The sequence below is a fragment of the Stutzerimonas stutzeri genome, from assembly GCF_000219605.1.
Lineage (GTDB): Bacteria > Pseudomonadota > Gammaproteobacteria > Pseudomonadales > Pseudomonadaceae > Stutzerimonas > Stutzerimonas stutzeri.
Genome location: NC_015740.1, coordinates 2,275,776 through 2,291,419, shown reverse-complemented (window position 1 = coordinate 2,291,419; position 15,644 = coordinate 2,275,776). Strand labels below are relative to the sequence as shown.

Sequence of the window (15,644 nt, the reverse complement as noted above, 5' to 3'; positions counted from 1 at the left end):
TAACAGCTTGTATGCGCTGGAAAAAGGCCGGTCACCTCGGGCAAACTGCCGTCCATTTCCCGTAATGGCATTGTGGAGAGGTGACCTCTTGGATGTACGTGCCCAGGGTGTGCAGGCGTGGATCGAGCGCCTCAATCAATCGGAGCTGCCCGCGCTGGCGTCCGTGGTGAAGGATCTGCAACGCCTGGCCGCGCACGAGCATGCATCGGTCCAGCAGCTTGCCGATGTGCTGCTGCGCGATGCTTCGCTGACCTCCAAGGTGCTGCGGGTCGGCAACAGCAGCTATTACAACCCCTCCCAGGAAACCATCAAGACCATATCCCGAGCCATCGTGATGATCGGCTTCGAGAACGTCCGTCTGATCAGTCTGTCGGTAACGCTGATCGACAGCCTGCTCGCGCGTGCGCCGCGCGAGCAGCTGCTGGAGCTGCTTGCGCGCTCGTTCCATGCCGCGGTGCAGGCACGCAACATCGCCGGCTACGTGCTGTCGCGGCATGAGGAAGAGGTCTTCATCGCGGCGCTGCTCTATAACGTCGGTGAACTGGCGTTCTGGGGCTGCGGCGGCGAGCAGGTCGAGGAGCTCGCGCAGCTGCTGACGCAACCCGGTATCAAGGCTGACGAGGCGGTGCAGCAGGTGCTGGGCACCAGCTTCCGCCAGCTCAGCCTCGGGTTGGTCAGGAGCTGGAATCTCGGAGAGCTGACCAGCCTCGCGCACAGCCAGGCAGCGGGGAGCGATCCCGCCGCCCGCGCGGTCGCGCTGGGCGTGCAGATCAGCGAAGCCGCGCTGGGTGGATGGGAGTGCGAGCGAATGACCGCCTTGACCAAGGCGGTCGCCGACTTTACCGGCGTGGACGAAAACGACGCGTTGCAGCAGATCCTCGCCAGCGCCGATGAGACGGTGCGAGTGGCTGCCACCTTTGGCGCCAGTCGTCTGGGCAAATTGATCCCGAGCACCGACCCCGAGCAGATTCGCCTGCAGCAGGCCCAGCGCCAGGCAGCCTTGCTGCAGCCGGACCTGCTGCTGATGCAGCAGTCATTGCAGGACCTGGGGTTGATGGTGAACGGCAGCGGCGACGCCAGCTTGATCCTGGACACCCTGCTGCAGGGCCTGCATCGCGGCGTTGGGCTGGAGCGCGTGATGGTGGCGGTGCTGGCCGACCAGCAGAGCCGTTTCAAGGTTCGCTGTGCGATCGGCGAGGGAACCGCGGACTGGCTCCAGGGCTTCGTTCTGCCGGCCGATCAGCCCGAGCAGCCACACGTGTTCAGCTACGCGTTGCGCCATCGGCAGTCGCTGTGGATGGGGGTTCCGGCAAGCTACAACCTGGCGGACCTGGTGACTCAGCCGCTACGACAGCGGCTGGGCAGCGGAATGTTCTTCATTGCGCCGTTGATGGCCGGCACGCGTGAGATCGGTGTGCTTTATGGTGATTGCAGGCTGTCCGGTCGGGCGCTCAAGCACGAGCAGTTCGTTGCGTTCCAGCGCTTCACCCAGCTGACCGGACGCTGCCTGGAGTCACTGGGCAAGCGCCCTGGCGGCTGAATCCTTCAGTTGGGGAGATACAGCGTCAGCAGTTGACCAGGGCGCAGCACGTCGGCGCCCTTGTTCCAGGTCTTGAGGTTGGTCAACTGGACGTTGAAACGCTTGGCGATCTGGTACAGCGAATCGCCTTTCTGCACCTTGTAATAGGTAGGGGCATTGCCTTTCTTTTGCGCAACGCTTGCTGCCGGACCCTGCAGGAACAGCGCCTGGCCGACCTTGAGCTGGCTGCCGGACAGCTTGTTCCAGCGCTGCAGGTCCCGAACCGATACGCGCTGGGCCTTTGCGATGTCCCAGAGGTTGTCGCCGGGCTTCACCCTATAGCTACGCGGAGTCGCGGCCGGCTGACGTGCAACGGCATGCAACAGCTCGCGCGACGCCTGGGCATCGCCACTGGTGGGAATGCTGAGTACCTGACCGACGCGCAGCGAGTCGCTCTTGAGCCGATTGACGTCGCGAATGATATTGACGGTGAGGTGGTGACGGTTGGCGATCGTCCCCAGCGTATCGCCGGCGCGAACCTGATACTGCTGCCAGTCGACCAGCTCTTGGGGCTTCATCAGGGCGAGGTTGGCCGCCAGCATCTCGGCTTTCTCCATGGGTACGAGCAGCTGCTGCGGACCGTCCAGGGTGATCCGCCGGGTGAACGCCGGGTTCAGCTGGTAGAGCTCGTCCTCGTCGAGGTCTGCGAGTTTGGCGACGCGTGCCAGGTCCATGCGCTGCTTGAGCGCGATGACTTCGAAATAGGGTTCGTTGGCGATCGGGCTGAGATTGATGCCATAGGCTTCCGGTGCCTGGATCAGTTGCGACAGCGCCAGCAGCTTGGGCACATAGTCGCGGGTTTCCTGCGGCAGCGGCAGGTTCCAGTAATCGGTGGGCAGGCCCAGCTTCTGGTTGCGCTCGATCGCGCGGCTGACGGTGCCTTCGCCTGCATTGTAGGCCGCCAGTGCCAGCAGCCAGTCACCGTTGAACAGCCCGTGCAGATAGCTCAGATAGCGCAAGGCCGCATTGGTCGAGGCGGTGATGTCGCGGCGGCCGTCGTACCAGCTGGTCTGGCGCAGGTTGAAGTGCCGGCCGGTGGATGGAATGAACTGCCAGAGCCCGACCGCGTGCGCCGGCGAGTAGGCGAAGGGGTCATAGGAGCTTTCGATGATCGGAAGCAACGCGAGCTCCAGCGGCATGTCGCGCTCTTCGAGCCGCTCGACGATGTAATGGATGTAGGGGCTGCCGCGCTCGCTGGCGATCTCTATGGATCGGGGGCGGCTGGAGAAGAAGAGACGCTGCTGTTCGATGCGGGGGTTGCTGTCTAGATGCTCCTGCAGCTTGTAGCCGTCGCGGATTCGCTCCCAGATATCCTGGTGCTCGACCTCGGTGGCGGTGTCGCTCAGCCAGATCGGCTCCTGTGCCGCAGGCACCACTGCGCGCCTTGTCTGTTCGAGAGCATCGTCACGCACGGCGTTGCTCTGACAGCCGGCTAGGGCTACGCAAATGGCGAGGGCCAACGCACGACCAGAGGCTGCCAAGGCGTCCGTTTCGTGGCGTTTCTTGGGAGCTGGCGGCATTGGCTGGAATCTTCCCCGGAAACAAAATTCGGGGGATTCTAGGAATGCACCCAGGTGGGGTCAAGTTTGCAGGCCCCGTTTCGGGAACCTGTCGACCTTGTCAGAAACGATCCTTCCAGGCACGCAAAGCCGCGAAAACCGCGACGTTGGTCGCCAGCGGACTGCCGCAATGCTGGCTCGCCGCCTGCCGTACCGCTTCGACCTCGCTGCGCAGAAACGGGTTGGTCTTGCGCTCGATGTCCAGTCGGCTGGGCAGGCTGAATCGACCTGCCTCGCGCAGCTGGGTTACTTCGCCGATGCGCGCAGCGATGTCGGCGTTGTGTGGCTCAACCGCCTGGGCGAAACGCAGATTGCTCAGCGTGTACTCATGCGTGCAATAGACCAGCGTGTGGTCGGGGGCGCTGGCCAGGCGGGTGAGCGACTCGAACATCTGCTCGGGCGTGCCTTCGAAAAGGCGTCCACAACCGGCTGCGAACAGCGTGTCGCCACTGAGCAGCCATGGCTGGTCTGGGTCAGCGTGAAAGTAGGCGATATGTCCGAGGGTGTGCCCTGGGACGGCGATGATCTGCAGGCGCTTGCCGAGCACCTCGATCCGTTGGCCGTCGCTCAGCGCCTCGTCACGCGCGGGGATCTTCTCGGCGGCAGGCCCGTAGACGCGGGCGCCGGTCTGTGCCTTGAGCCGCTCGACGCCACCGACATGGTCGTGATGGTGGTGCGTCACCAGAATGTCGCTCAGCTGCCAGCCGGGATGTGCCGACAGCCAGTTCAGCACGGGCGCTGCGTCACCGGGATCGACCGCCACGCAACGCCGGGCAGCGTCGTCCTGGAGCAGCCAGATATAGTTGTCGGTGAAGGCGGGCAGGGCTTCGATCTTGAACATGGATGGGTCGCCAAGCGGATCACAAAGGCGCATCCTAGGGGCTGTTCCCGCCAGGCTGCAACCCGCGCCGGAAACGGGAGCGGGCTCTGGCAGTCCCATGGAAGCGTTGAACCTGATCGAACCCAGCGCCCGGCGAATCCTCGGGCGAACGGAGCCGAGCGATGAACGAGCGACCGTCCAACCACGCCAGCGACCATTGGCTGTCCATGATCAGCCAGGCGTCCGACTGGTTCGCCGGCCCCTTGGGCCAGCAGCTGCTTGCGCAGGAGAAGCAGATCCTGACCGATGAGCTGGCCCGATGCTTCGGCAGCTATCTGGTGCACAACGGGCCGTTTGCCGGGGAACCGGTGCAGCCGCAGAACATCAAGCGGAGCGTTCGCCTTGGTGCGCCTCTGCCGGGCGTGGAAATCCACTGCGAGGAACAGGCCTGGCCGCTCGGCGAGCATGCCGCCGACGTGGTCGTCCTGCAGCACGCGCTGGATTTCAGCCTCTCGCCACACGGCCTGCTGCGCGAAGCGGCACGCGGTGTGCGCCCCGGCGGGCATCTGTTGATCGTCGGCATCAATCCCTGGAGCGCCTGGGGGCTGCGCCATCTGGTGTCGCGGGAGGGCTTTCGTCAGGCCCGTTGCATCCGTCCGTCGCGGGTCGGCGACTGGCTGAACCTGCTGGGATTCGCGCTGGAGAAACGCCGCTTCGGATGCTATTGTCCGCCGCTTTCTTCGAGCGACTGGCAGGCGCGATTGTCGCGTCTGGAGTCCATTGGGCAGCAGCTGCAGGCACCGACCGGAGGCTTCTACCTGTTGGTGGCGCGCAAGCTGATGATCGGTCTGCGGCCGTTGCGCCAGGAGCGTCGCGAGCGGATGGGCAAGCTGCTGCCGATGCCGGTAGCCAAGATCAGCCGCCGCGATGCCGAGCACCACCGGTTGCCGTGAAGGCCATCGCCGTCAAAACGAGTAAGCAATCCACATGAGCGACGATTGGGTCGAGATTTATACCGATGGCGCCTGCAAGGGCAATCCTGGTCCCGGTGGCTGGGGAGCGCTGCTTATATATAAGGGCGTAAAGCGCGAGCTCTGGGGCGGCGAGCCGGACACCACCAACAATCGCATGGAGCTCATGGCCGCCATTCGCGCGCTCGCCGAGCTGAAACGTCCATGCAAGGTGCAGCTGGTGACGGATTCGCAATACGTCATGCAGGGTATCAACGACTGGATGCCGAACTGGAAGAAGCGCGGCTGGAAGACGGCGAGCAAGCAGCCGGTGAAGAATGCCGACCTCTGGCAGCAGCTCGACGAGCAGGTCAATCGTCACGAAGTGAGCTGGCAGTGGGTCCGCGGACATACCGGGCACCCAGGCAACGAGCAGGCCGACCTGCTGGCCAACCGTGGCGTGGTTCAGGCCAAACGACAACCCATTGTGTAAGTGAGCGAAACGACATGCGCAGCGTAGTACTCGATACCGAAACCACGGGTATGCCAGTCACCGATGGCCACCGGATCATCGAGATCGGTTGTGTCGAGGTCATCGGTCGCCGCCTGACCGGGCGTCACTACCATGTCTATCTGCAGCCCGATCGTGAGGTTGATGAAGGGGCGATCGCGGTTCACGGCATCACCAATGAATTCCTCGTCGACAAGCCGCGTTTTCGTGATATTGCCGACGAGTTTTTCGAGTTCATCAAGGACGCGCAGCTGGTCATCCACAATGCGGCGTTCGACCTTGGCTTCATCAACAACGAGTTCGCCCTGCTGGGCCAGCAGGATCGTGCCGAAATCACCGACCACTGCACGGTGCTCGATACGCTGCTGATGGCGCGTGAGCGTCACCCGGGGCAGCGCAACAGCCTTGACGCCCTTTGCAAGCGCTACGGTGTGGACAACTCCGGGCGCGACCTGCACGGCGCATTGCTCGACGCCGAGATTCTCGCCGATGTCTGGCTGACCATGACCGGTGGGCAGACGAATCTGTCCCTGGCCGGCGATGGCGAAAGCTCCGATGGCGGGCGACCGCAGCCCAGCCCGATCCGCCGCCTGGCGGCTGATCGGCCGCGCACCGCCGTGCTGCGCGCCAGCGATGAGGAACTGGCTGCGCACATGGCGCGTATGGCGGCAATCGAGAAGGCCGCCGGTGCCGCGCCGCTGTGGATGCAGCTGGAAGGCTGATCGTCTTCACGCGGCATCCGTCCGGTTCCTAATGCGCTGTTCCTTTGCTGCGGACACTTCTACCCTGTAGGAAGACCGTCCGCAGAGAGCGCGCATGTATAAAGACCTGAAATTCCCGATCCTCATCGTCCATCGCGACATCAAGGCCGACACCGTTGCTGGCGAACGCGTGCGAGGCATCGCCTCGGAGCTGGAGCGTGACGGTTTCAATATCCTGCCCACAGCGAGCTCCAGCGAGGGGCGCATCGTGGCGTCGACCCACCACGGACTGGCCTGCATCCTGGTGGCCGCCGAAGGCGCCGGTGACAATCAGCGGCTGCTGCATGATGTCGTCGAACTGATTCGTGTCGCCCGACGCCGCGCGCCGCGTCTGCCGATCTTCGCCCTGGGCGAGCAGGTGACGATCGAAAATGCGCCCGCCGAGGCCATGGCCGATCTCAACGAGCTGCGCGGGCTGCTTTACCTCTACGAGGACACTGTGCCGTTTCTGGCTCGGCAGGTCGCTCGGGCGGCGCGCAACTACCTCGAGGACCTGCTGCCGCCGTTCTTCCGAGCCCTGGTGCAGCACACCGGCGAGTCCAATTACTCCTGGCACACGCCGGGCCACGGCGGGGGGGTCGCCTATCGCAAGAGTCCGGTCGGCCAGGCGTTCCATCAGTTCTTCGGCGAGAACACGCTGCGCTCGGATCTCTCCGTATCGGTGCCGGAGCTCGGTTCGCTGCTCGATCACACCGGGCCGGTGGCCGCCGCGGAAGCCCGTGCCGCGCGCAATTTCGGCGCGGATCATACCTTCTTCGTGATCAACGGCACCTCGACGGCAAACAAGATCGTCTGGCATTCGATGGTGGCGCGTGGCGACCTAGTACTGGTCGATCGCAACTGTCACAAGTCGATCCTCCACGCGATCATCATGACCGGTGCGATACCGCTGTACATGAGCCCCGCACGCAACGAACTGGGCATCATCGGACCCATTCCGCTGGAGGAGTTCACCCGCGAGTCGATCCAGGCGAAGATCGCCGCCAACCCGCTGGCGCGCGGGCGCCCGCCGAAGGTCAAGCTGGCGGTGGTCACGAATTCCACCTACGACGGCCTGTGCTACAACGCCAACCTGATCAAGCGCACCCTGGCCGACAACGTCGAGGTGCTGCATTTCGACGAGGCCTGGTACGCCTACGCGGCATTTCACGAGTTCTACGATGGCCGTTACGGCATGGATACCCGTGAACAGGGGCCGCTGGTATTCACCACCCATTCCACGCACAAGCTGCTGGCCGCCTTCAGCCAGGCCTCGATGATCCACGTACTCGACAGCCAGACCCGGCAGCTGGACCGTGACCGCTTCAACGAAGCCTTCATGATGCATATCTCCACCTCGCCGCAGTACGGCATCCTGGCGTCGCTCGATGTGGCCTCGGCAATGATGGAAGGGCCGGCGGGTCGCTCGCTGATCCAAGAGACCTTCGATGAGGCCCTGAGCTTCCGGCGGGCGCTGGCCAACCTGCGTCAGCACATCGATCCGGACGACTGGTGGTTCAGTATCTGGCAGCCGCCGCGGGTTGACGGCGCCGATGAGCTGGTGACGCGGGACTGGCTGCTGGAGCCCACCGCCGACTGGCATGGTTTCGGCGATGTTGCCGACGACTATGTGCTGCTCGATCCGATCAAGGTCACGCTGGTGACGCCGGGCCTCACCGCGTCCGGTGCGCTGGGCGAAAGTGGCATCCCGGCGGCGGTGGTCAGCAAGTTCCTCTGGGAGCGTGGCTTGGTGGTGGAGAAGACCGGTCTGTACTCGATGCTCGTGCTGTTCTCCATGGGCATCACCAAGGGCAAGTGGAGCACGCTGCTGACCGAGTTGCTGGAATTCAAACGCCATTACGACGCCAACATCCCGCTGATCGAAGCGCTGCCGTCGGTTGCCCGCAGCGGCGCTGCCACCTATGCCGGCATGGGGCTGCGCGACCTGTGCGATGCACTGCATGCCTGTTATTGCGAGAACGCAACGGCGCGGGCGATGCGGCGGATGTACACGGCGCTGCCGGAGCCGGCCATGACCCCGGCGCAGGCCTATGATGCGCTGGTTCGCGGCGAGGTCGAGGCAGTTCCGATCGATGAGCTGGAAGGGCGCGTAGCAGCGGTGATGCTGGTGCCGTATCCGCCGGGCATCCCGCTGATCATGCCGGGCGAGCGTTTCACCGGCGAGACTCGCTCGATTCTCGATTACCTTCGTTTCGCCCGGGACTTCGCCGAGCGCTTCCCGGGCTTCGATGCGGACGTCCATGGCTTGCAACACGAGGTCACCACCAATGGCAGCGCATACACCGTCGATTGCATCCGCCAGGGGTGATGGTCGTGGCTTCGAGGCTCTACATCGGCACGAACGGGCCGTCCGGCGGCGTGGTCTGTATCACATCGTCTGCATCGGCATACACTCGGGCTGGTACCAGTTGTTATAGTTGCCCACCGTCGTCCCGGGCTGCTCCCGTCACGACGTTCCCATGCGCTTGCTGTCGAGGATGATAGCGTGACCGAATACAAAGCCTTCCGCGTAGAGTTGGCAGACAAGATTGCCCGAGTCGTGATCAACCGACCCGAGAAGATCAATGCGATGGATGCCGCGTTCTGGACGGAAATCATCGATATCTTCAATTGGGTCGATGCCACGGATGACGTGCGTGTAGTGGTCCTCAGCGGGGCCGGGGAGCATTTCTCATCAGGCATCGACCTTCAGCTGCTGGCCTCGGTGGGTAGCCAGCTGGGTAGCGATGTCGGGCGCAATGCCGAGCAGCTGCGGCGCAAGATCCTGTCGTTGCAGGCTTCGTTCAACGCGGTCGACAACTGCCGCAAGCCTGTCCTCGCTGCGATCCAGGGCTATTGCCTGGGGGGCGCCATCGATCTCATCTCGGCGTGCGACATGCGTTACAGCACGGTGGATGCGAAGTTCTCGATCAAGGAGATCGACATGGGCATGGCCGCCGATGTCGGTACACTGCAGCGCCTGCCACGTATCATCGGCGACGGCATGATGCGCGAGCTGGCCTTCACCGGCCGCACCATCCGCGGTGATGAGGCGCGCAGCATCGGTCTGGTCAATCGCACCTACGCCGATCAGCAGGCGCTGATGGAGGGTGTGCTGGAGCTGGCCCGCGACATCGCCAGCAAGTCACCGATCGCCATCCGTGGCACCAAGGAAATGATCCGCTACATGCGCGACCACCGCGTCGACGATGGTCTCGAATACATCGCCACCTGGAATGCGGCCATGCTGCAGTCGGCCGATATCAAGGTTGCCATCGCCGCTCACATGAGCAAACAGAAGCCGGACTTTGCCGACTGATGCGCCATCACACGTTTGCGCGGGAGGCGCACTAGGCATGGTTACTGGAGCTACATCACTCGGTCTGGTCCGGGATGAGCTGTTCGCCACTATGGAAGAGGCCGAGCAGAGCCTTGAGCATTTCATCATCGATCGCAACAACGGCGGTCTTCTGCAGCAGGCCGTCGAGAACCTCAAACAGGTCCGCGGCACGCTCAATCTGATCGAACTGACCGGTGCCGAACTGCTCGCCCAGGAAATCCTCCAGCTGGCCACCGATATTCCCGTCGGTGCGGGCGAGGATCGCGACGGGCAGCTGGCCGCGCTGAGCAACGCGCTCTATGTGCTGCGCCGCTACCTGGAAAGCGTCGATGCCAGCCGCCAGGAAATCCCGGAGCTGTTGCTGCCGGCGATCAATGCATTGCGCCAGGCCTGCGCGCAGCCGCCGCTGCCGGAAAGCTTCTTCTTCAGTGTTCGTCTCGATCATGCCCGGCCTGCGCTCGACACGCCGGTTCGACCGGGCGCTGCTCCGGCAGCTGAAGCGCGCAGGCTGCGGCAGATGTACCAGGTGGGCTTGCTCGGCTTCATCCGGGAAGAAAACCTGCCGGCCAGCCTGAAACTGATGGGGCGGGCGCTGACGCGACTCGATCATCTGTTCATCGACTCACCGGCCGGCCGCCTGTGCTGGATCGGCAGTGCGGCCATCGAATCGCAGCTCGATGGCCAGCTGTTGCCACGTAGATCGCGCAAGCAACTGTTCTCGCGGCTCGACAGGGAGCTCAAGCAGGTGCTCGGCAACCCGACATACGAAGCGCCGCGTAGCCTGCTCAAGGAATTGCTATACGTCGTCGCACTGGCGGACAGCAAAGGTCCGATTGCCAGCCAGGTCAGGCAGGTGTTCTCGCTGAGCCCGCTGCCCTTTACCGATCACCTGCTGGAAGATGAATCCCAGCGCCTGGCCGGTCCCGGCCAGGCCGTCATGCGTTCGCTGTCCTCGGCGATTCGCGAAGAGCTGGCCAGCCTGAAGGACCTGCTCGACCTGATCGAGCGCGGTACCGCCCAGGCGGAAGCCTATTCGAACCTGCATAACCTGCTCGGCAAGATGGCCAAAACCCTGGGGATGGTAGGGCTGTCCTCGGCTGCGAGCACGTTGCAGGCGCAGTTGGGCGATGTGTCCGGCTGGAGCCTGGAACAGGCTCCCGAGCCGCAGGCCATCCTGCGCCTGGCCGATGCGGTGCTCTATGTCGAGAGCATGGTCGCCAGCCTGGAACGTGGCGATCGGCGCGATAGCAAACCTCAGGTCGCCCGTCCGGGCATGGAGGCCGAAGCCTTCGCCAACCACCAGCTGACCGAAGCCTGCATCGTGGTGATCGACGAGGCGACCGCCGGGCTTGCGCTGGCCAAGCGCGCCATCACCGCCTATCTCGAGTCCAACGGCGAGAAGCTGCATCTGGCCAACGTGCCGTTCAGCCTGCAGGCTGTTCGCGGCGGCTTGCGCTTCCTCGAGCAGGAGCGTGCTGCCGAGCTGATCGGAGCCTGTGCCGATTTCATCCAGAAGCACATGCTCGAGTCGAATCAGATGCCGCCCGAGCAGCTGCTCGAGACGCTTGCCGACGCCCTGACCAGCCTCGAGTACTACCTCGAGGGCGGCGCGATCCTGCGGCGCGACGATTCGCGGCTCAGCGTGCTCGATCTCGCCAGCGAGAGCGTGCGCGCGCTGGGCATGCCGGTCGCCGCCTGATGAGCCTGCGCTGGCAAGCGGCGCTGCTCGACCCCTCGCTGGCGGGGGGCTGGGCAGTGGTGCATTGCCGGCAACAGTTTCTGGTCGACGACAGCGGTGTTCTGTTTCCGCGGGACTGGCTCAAGCGTCTGGAGCTGCCGCTGCTCAGCGAGCAGGGGCTGGGGCATTTCGATGGCGAGCCGGTCTTTCTCTTCGAACTGGATGTCCCCGCCGATGTGCCTGGTGCGCGCTGGCAGGGGCTGCGTCAGTTCATGCAGCAGGTTGACCCGGACCTGTTTCGCCTGCTCGGCTACGCCACGCAGATCGGCACCTGGGTCAGCCAGCACCGCTTCTGCGGTAGCTGCGGTTCGCCGATGCAGGCGCGAGCCGGTGAGCGCGCCATGTACTGTCCTGCCTGTGGTGTTCAGCACTATCCGCGGCTTTCGCCCAGCATGATCGTCCTGGTCACCCGCGGTGACGAGTTGCTGCTGGCGCGTTCACCTCGCTTTGCACCTGGCGTCTACAGCACGCTGGCCGGCTACGTGGAGCCGGGTGAGTCGGTGGAGCAATGCGTGGCGCGCGAAGTGCGTGAAGAGGTCGGGGTGGATATCCATCCGCCGCAATACATCGCCAGCCAGGGCTGGCCGTTTCCCCACTCCCTCATGCTCGGGTTCCACGCCGAATATGCCGGCGGCGAGATCGTCCCGCAGCCCGAGGAGATCGAGGATGCTCGCTGGTTTCACATCGACAACCTGCCGGCGTTGCCCGCGCGCCAGTCAATCGCTCGCTATCTGATCGAGCTGTACCTGGCGCGTCGGCTAGGCCGCCCCGAACCAGTGCTGCCAGGCTAGGCGAAGGCTCATCGCCAGTACCACGAGGATGAACACCGGCCGGATGAAGCGCGAGCCGCCGCCGATGGCCGTGCGTGCGCCGAAGTAGGCGCCTGTCATCAGCGCCAGCCCCATGCCGATCCCCAGTACCCAGGCGACATGCCCACCCACGATGAACACCGCCAGCGCCACGGCGTTGCTGACGAAGTTCATCGTTCGCGCCACCCCGCTGGCCCGTAACAGGTCGAGGGGATAGAGCAGCATGCTGCTGACGGTCCAGAAAGCGCCCGTCCCGGGCCCAGCGACGCCATCGTAGAAGCCGAGCGACAGGCTCTGCGGCCACTGCCGTCGACGACCGATTTCCGCTGCTTCACCGGCAGCCTTCGCCGGCACTTTGCTGAACAGCAGATAGATGCCGCAGGCGGACACCACCAGCGGCAGCAGCTGATTGAGCCAGCTTGCCGGCATGAATTGCGCCAGCAGTGCGCCCACGGCCGCACCGATGGCGGTACCGATCAGCGCACGCCTCCATACGACTGGTTCGAACAGGCGCCGCCGGTAGAAGGTGTAGCTGGCGGTCGCCGAGCCGAAGGTGGCGGACAGCTTGTTCGTGCCCAACACGAGATGAGGCGGTAGGCCGGCGGTCAGCAGGGCCGGGATGGTCAACAGCCCGCCGCCACCGGCAATGGCATCGATAAAGCCGGCAGTAAAGGCGACGGCAAACAGGATCGCCAGCGTGGACGGGTCCAGCGCCAGCTCGAGGGCGAAGGGCATGCGAATCTCGGTGGGTTGAGGGACTGCGGAGGATAATGCCGCCACCGACCGGGTGAAAGGGCTGCGCCCATATGATCGACGTCGCTCTACGCTCGAACAAGAACGCCGGCTCGTGATCGGCATCCCAGCTCGGTGCTGGCTGCGCTGACGGCCCCTGCGGATAATGTCGCACCCAATGAAAAGGACGCTTGGTTATGCAATATCTCGGGCTTGCGATCGTCGTCGCTCTGCTGGCGTTGATCGTGCTGCTGGTCGCGCTGCGCTTGCTGCTGGGGGGCCACTGGTTCATGGGCTGGTTGCGCGGCACCTGTGGTTTTTTCGTGCTGGCGCTGGCCGGTCTGATCGCCTTGATCGGCTATGACATCAGCACCTACACAGCGCTTCCCCCTGAGCAGAAGCCCCTGGTCACGCTGACGTTCCAGGCGCAGGGCGCACAGCGTTACGAGGTGACGCTGGAGCAGGGGAAGGAAACCCGAACGGTGATGCTGGAAGGTGATCTCTGGCAACTCGACCTGAACCTGTTGCGCTGGAAGAGCCTCGCCGAGCTGATCGGGCTGGAGTCGGGCTATCGCCTGGAGCGGCTCTCCGGGCGTTACCTTGCCGTCGAGCAGCAGAACCTGGCCCGGCATGGCCGCGTCGTGTTGAGCGAGAAGCCCTTGGGCATGGATATCTGGCAGTCGCTGCAGCTGGGGCAGCGCGACATGTACCTGGTCGAGGCGCAGGTATTGCGTGTCGATTACATGCCGATTGCCGATGGCGCCAGCTATGCGGTGGAGCTTGCACCGACCGGCCTGCCGGCCAGACCGTTGAACGCAGCGGCGACCGAAGCGTTGAAGAACTGGTAAGCGTGCAGATGACAAAAGGGAGCCATTGCGGCTCCCTTTTTCATTTGGCTGGTCGGATCAGGCCAGATAGCCGCCATCGACATTGAGCGACACGCCGGTGGTGTAGCTCGATGCCTCGCTGGCCAGGTAGAGCACAGCGCCGGCCATCTCGCTCGGCTGGGCAACGCGGCTCAGCGGAATGTGCTGCAGGGCCATCTGCAGGATCGAGTCGTTCTTGACCAGTGCCGAAGCGAACTTGGTGTCGGTCAGGCCGGGCAGCAAGGCGTTGCAGCGAATGCCGAACTGCGCGCACTCCTTCGCGAACGCCTTGGTCATGTTGATTACGGCACCCTTGGTGATCGAGTAGATCCCCTGGAAGTTGCCTGGCGAAACACCATTGATCGACGCGACGTTGATGATGCTGCCGCCGCCGTGCTCGCGCATCAGCTTGCCGGCCTCGATGGACATGTAGAAATAGCCGCGAATGTTCACGTCGACGGTTTTCTGGAAGGCCGATACGTCAGTGTCCAGCACATGGCAGAACTGCGGGTTGGTGGCGGCGTTGTTGACCAGGATGTCGAGGCGGCCGAACTGCTCGCGGATCTGCGCGAACACCGCCTGAATCTGCTCCAGCTCGCCAATGTGGCAGGCCACCGGGGTGGCCTTTCCGCCAGCCGCGACGATGGCGTCGGCTACCGCCTGGCAACCTTCGATCTTGCGGCTGGAGACGATTACGTGGGCGCCTTGCTGGGCGAGCAGTTTTGCGATCGCCTCGCCGATACCTCGGCTGGCGCCGGAAACGAAGGCGATCTTGCCGTCTAGGTCGAACAGGGTGGTCTTGGACATGGTCGTTCCTCTTTCTTGTTCGTTTCTGTGGCAGGCCACAGACGGATTGGGTGGGGTCAGAGCTTCGATTGCCCGATCACTTGCAGCGCCTTTTGCTCCAGCAGCTTGTTCATGTGAATGAACTGGGCAAAGCGCTTGTCCTGCGTCTGGCCGTGATGGAAGCGGTAGTAGATCTGTTGAACGATTCCAGCCAGGCGGAACAGGCCGTAGGTGTAGTAGAAATCGATGCAGGGGATTTCGATGCCGGCGCGCTGAGCGTAGTAATCGACGAAGCCCTGACGGGTATGCATGCCGGGCAGGTGACTCGGCTGTCGGCGCATCGCCTGCATCGGCTGGGGATCGTTGGCTTCGATCCAGTAGGCCAGGGTGTTGCCCAGATCCATCAGCGGATCACCGATGGTGGTCATTTCCCAGTCCAGCACACCGATGATTTCCATCGGGTTGTCCGGATTGAGAATGACGTTGTCGAAGCGGTAATCGTTGTGAATGATCCCGGGTTTTGGGTGGTCGGCCGGCATCTTGTCCTTCAGCCAGGCCTTGACCGCGTCCCAAGCCGGCGCATCGGGGGTCATGGCGCGCTCGTAACGCTCGCTCCAGCCTTCGATCTGACGTTTCACATAGCCTTCCGGTTTGCCCAGATCGCCGAGCCCGCAGGCCTGGTAGTCGACGTTGTGCAGTTCGACGAACTTGTCGATGAAGCTCTCGCACAGGGCGCGGGTCTGGGCCTCGTCGAAATTCAGCTCCGGAGGCAGTTCCGAACGCAGGATGATGCCGTTGACGCGCTCCATCACATAGAACTCGGCACCGATCACCGATTCATCGGTGCAGTAGACATATGCCTTGGGGCAGTAGGGGAACCCAGCGTTGAGCTGATTGAGAATGCGGAACTCGCGGCCCATGTCATGGGCAGACTTGGCCTTGTGGCCGAATGGCGGGCGACGCAGCACCAGGTCCAGGCCGGGGTATTGCAGCAGGTAGGTCAGGTTCGACGCGCCGCCGGGGAACTGGGAAATCTGCGGTGTTCCGTCCAGTCCCGGGATATGTGCCTTGAGGTACTGGTCGATGACATCGGCGGGCAATTCCTCACCCGTGCGGACAGGGGTGCTTTGATCTGTAAGCGCCATTGTTATCCCTTCTGCTTATGTTTGGTGCCCAAGATGATTCAACAATCTAATGCTCGCGGTGCCTGATAC

The 15,644-nt window shown here is 63.6% G+C and carries 14 protein-coding genes; 9 read left to right on the top strand and 5 right to left on the bottom strand.

Translation table 11 applies throughout. The features are described 5' to 3' along the window. The first annotated feature begins 88 nt into the window (after nucleotides 1-88). A complete protein-coding gene (locus tag PSTAB_RS10655; protein WP_013982908.1) occupies nucleotides 89-1,540 on the top strand; it encodes an HDOD domain-containing protein in 1,452 nt (483 codons plus the stop codon). A 5-nt stretch (nucleotides 1,541-1,545) separates the two neighbouring features. Here PSTAB_RS10655 and PSTAB_RS10650 read toward each other — a convergent pair whose 3' ends face one another. Then, nucleotides 1,546-3,099, bottom strand: a complete 1,554-nt coding sequence (locus tag PSTAB_RS10650; RefSeq protein WP_170934291.1) for a LysM peptidoglycan-binding domain-containing protein — start codon at nucleotides 3,097-3,099, stop codon at nucleotides 1,546-1,548. 100 nt (nucleotides 3,100-3,199) lie between these two features. Beyond that, nucleotides 3,200-3,979, bottom strand: a complete 780-nt coding sequence (gene gloB / locus PSTAB_RS10645; RefSeq protein WP_019405891.1) for a hydroxyacylglutathione hydrolase — start codon at nucleotides 3,977-3,979, stop codon at nucleotides 3,200-3,202. A 161-nt stretch (nucleotides 3,980-4,140) separates the two neighbouring features. On the opposite strand from gloB, the gene PSTAB_RS10640 reads away from it, so the two are divergent. The 7 genes from PSTAB_RS10640 (at nucleotide 4,141) to nudC (ending at nucleotide 12,028) form a co-directional block, all read left to right on the top strand. Beyond that, nucleotides 4,141-4,911 (top strand): class I SAM-dependent methyltransferase, encoded by a 771-nt coding sequence (locus PSTAB_RS10640; protein ID WP_013982905.1) that lies wholly within the window; start codon nucleotides 4,141-4,143, stop codon nucleotides 4,909-4,911. Between the two features lie 34 nt (nucleotides 4,912-4,945). Further along, nucleotides 4,946-5,401, top strand: coding sequence for a ribonuclease HI (rnhA, locus tag PSTAB_RS10635; protein WP_013982904.1), 456 nt, complete (start codon nucleotides 4,946-4,948; stop codon nucleotides 5,399-5,401). A gap of 14 nt (nucleotides 5,402-5,415) precedes the next feature. Continuing rightward, the gene (gene dnaQ, locus PSTAB_RS10630; RefSeq protein WP_013982903.1) at nucleotides 5,416-6,141 is read left to right on the top strand and encodes a DNA polymerase III subunit epsilon; all 726 of its coding nucleotides are present in this window, start codon (nucleotides 5,416-5,418) and stop codon (nucleotides 6,139-6,141) included. Between the two features lie 94 nt (nucleotides 6,142-6,235). Continuing rightward, entirely contained in the window at nucleotides 6,236-8,488 is a 2,253-nt protein-coding gene (locus tag PSTAB_RS10625) for an Orn/Lys/Arg family decarboxylase (protein WP_013982902.1), read from the top strand. A 177-nt stretch (nucleotides 8,489-8,665) separates the two neighbouring features. Next, nucleotides 8,666-9,478, top strand: coding sequence for a crotonase/enoyl-CoA hydratase family protein (locus PSTAB_RS10620; protein WP_011913375.1), 813 nt, complete (start codon nucleotides 8,666-8,668; stop codon nucleotides 9,476-9,478). Nucleotides 9,479-9,515: 37 nt separating this feature from the next. Continuing rightward, complete coding sequence (locus PSTAB_RS10615; protein ID WP_013982901.1) at nucleotides 9,516-11,198, top strand: FimL-related protein; 1,683 nt, start codon at nucleotides 9,516-9,518, stop codon at nucleotides 11,196-11,198. Continuing rightward, a complete protein-coding gene (gene nudC / locus PSTAB_RS10610; protein WP_013982900.1) occupies nucleotides 11,198-12,028 on the top strand; it encodes an NAD(+) diphosphatase in 831 nt (276 codons plus the stop codon). Before PSTAB_RS10615 ends, nudC begins: the two co-directional genes overlap by 1 nt. On the opposite strand, the gene PSTAB_RS10605 is transcribed toward nudC, so the two are convergent. Next, on the bottom strand, nucleotides 11,996-12,781 hold the full coding sequence (locus tag PSTAB_RS10605; protein ID WP_011913372.1) for a TSUP family transporter: 786 nt from the start codon (nucleotides 12,779-12,781) through the stop codon (nucleotides 11,996-11,998). The two genes, nudC and PSTAB_RS10605, sit on opposite strands and share 33 nt — an antisense overlap. Before the next feature lie 194 nt (nucleotides 12,782-12,975). On the opposite strand from PSTAB_RS10605, the gene PSTAB_RS10600 reads away from it, so the two are divergent. Further along, on the top strand, nucleotides 12,976-13,626 hold the full coding sequence (locus PSTAB_RS10600; protein ID WP_013982899.1) for a hypothetical protein: 651 nt from the start codon (nucleotides 12,976-12,978) through the stop codon (nucleotides 13,624-13,626). A 57-nt stretch (nucleotides 13,627-13,683) separates the two neighbouring features. On the opposite strand, the gene PSTAB_RS10595 is transcribed toward PSTAB_RS10600, so the two are convergent. After that, nucleotides 13,684-14,451 carry an SDR family oxidoreductase gene (locus PSTAB_RS10595; RefSeq protein ID WP_011913370.1) on the bottom strand — a complete coding sequence of 256 codons (768 nt, stop codon included), beginning with the start codon at nucleotides 14,449-14,451 and terminating at the stop codon, nucleotides 13,684-13,686. Nucleotides 14,452-14,507: 56 nt separating this feature from the next. After that, nucleotides 14,508-15,575, bottom strand: coding sequence for a phosphotransferase family protein (locus tag PSTAB_RS10590; protein WP_013982898.1), 1,068 nt, complete (start codon nucleotides 15,573-15,575; stop codon nucleotides 14,508-14,510). Between the last annotated feature and the right edge of the window lie 69 nt (nucleotides 15,576-15,644).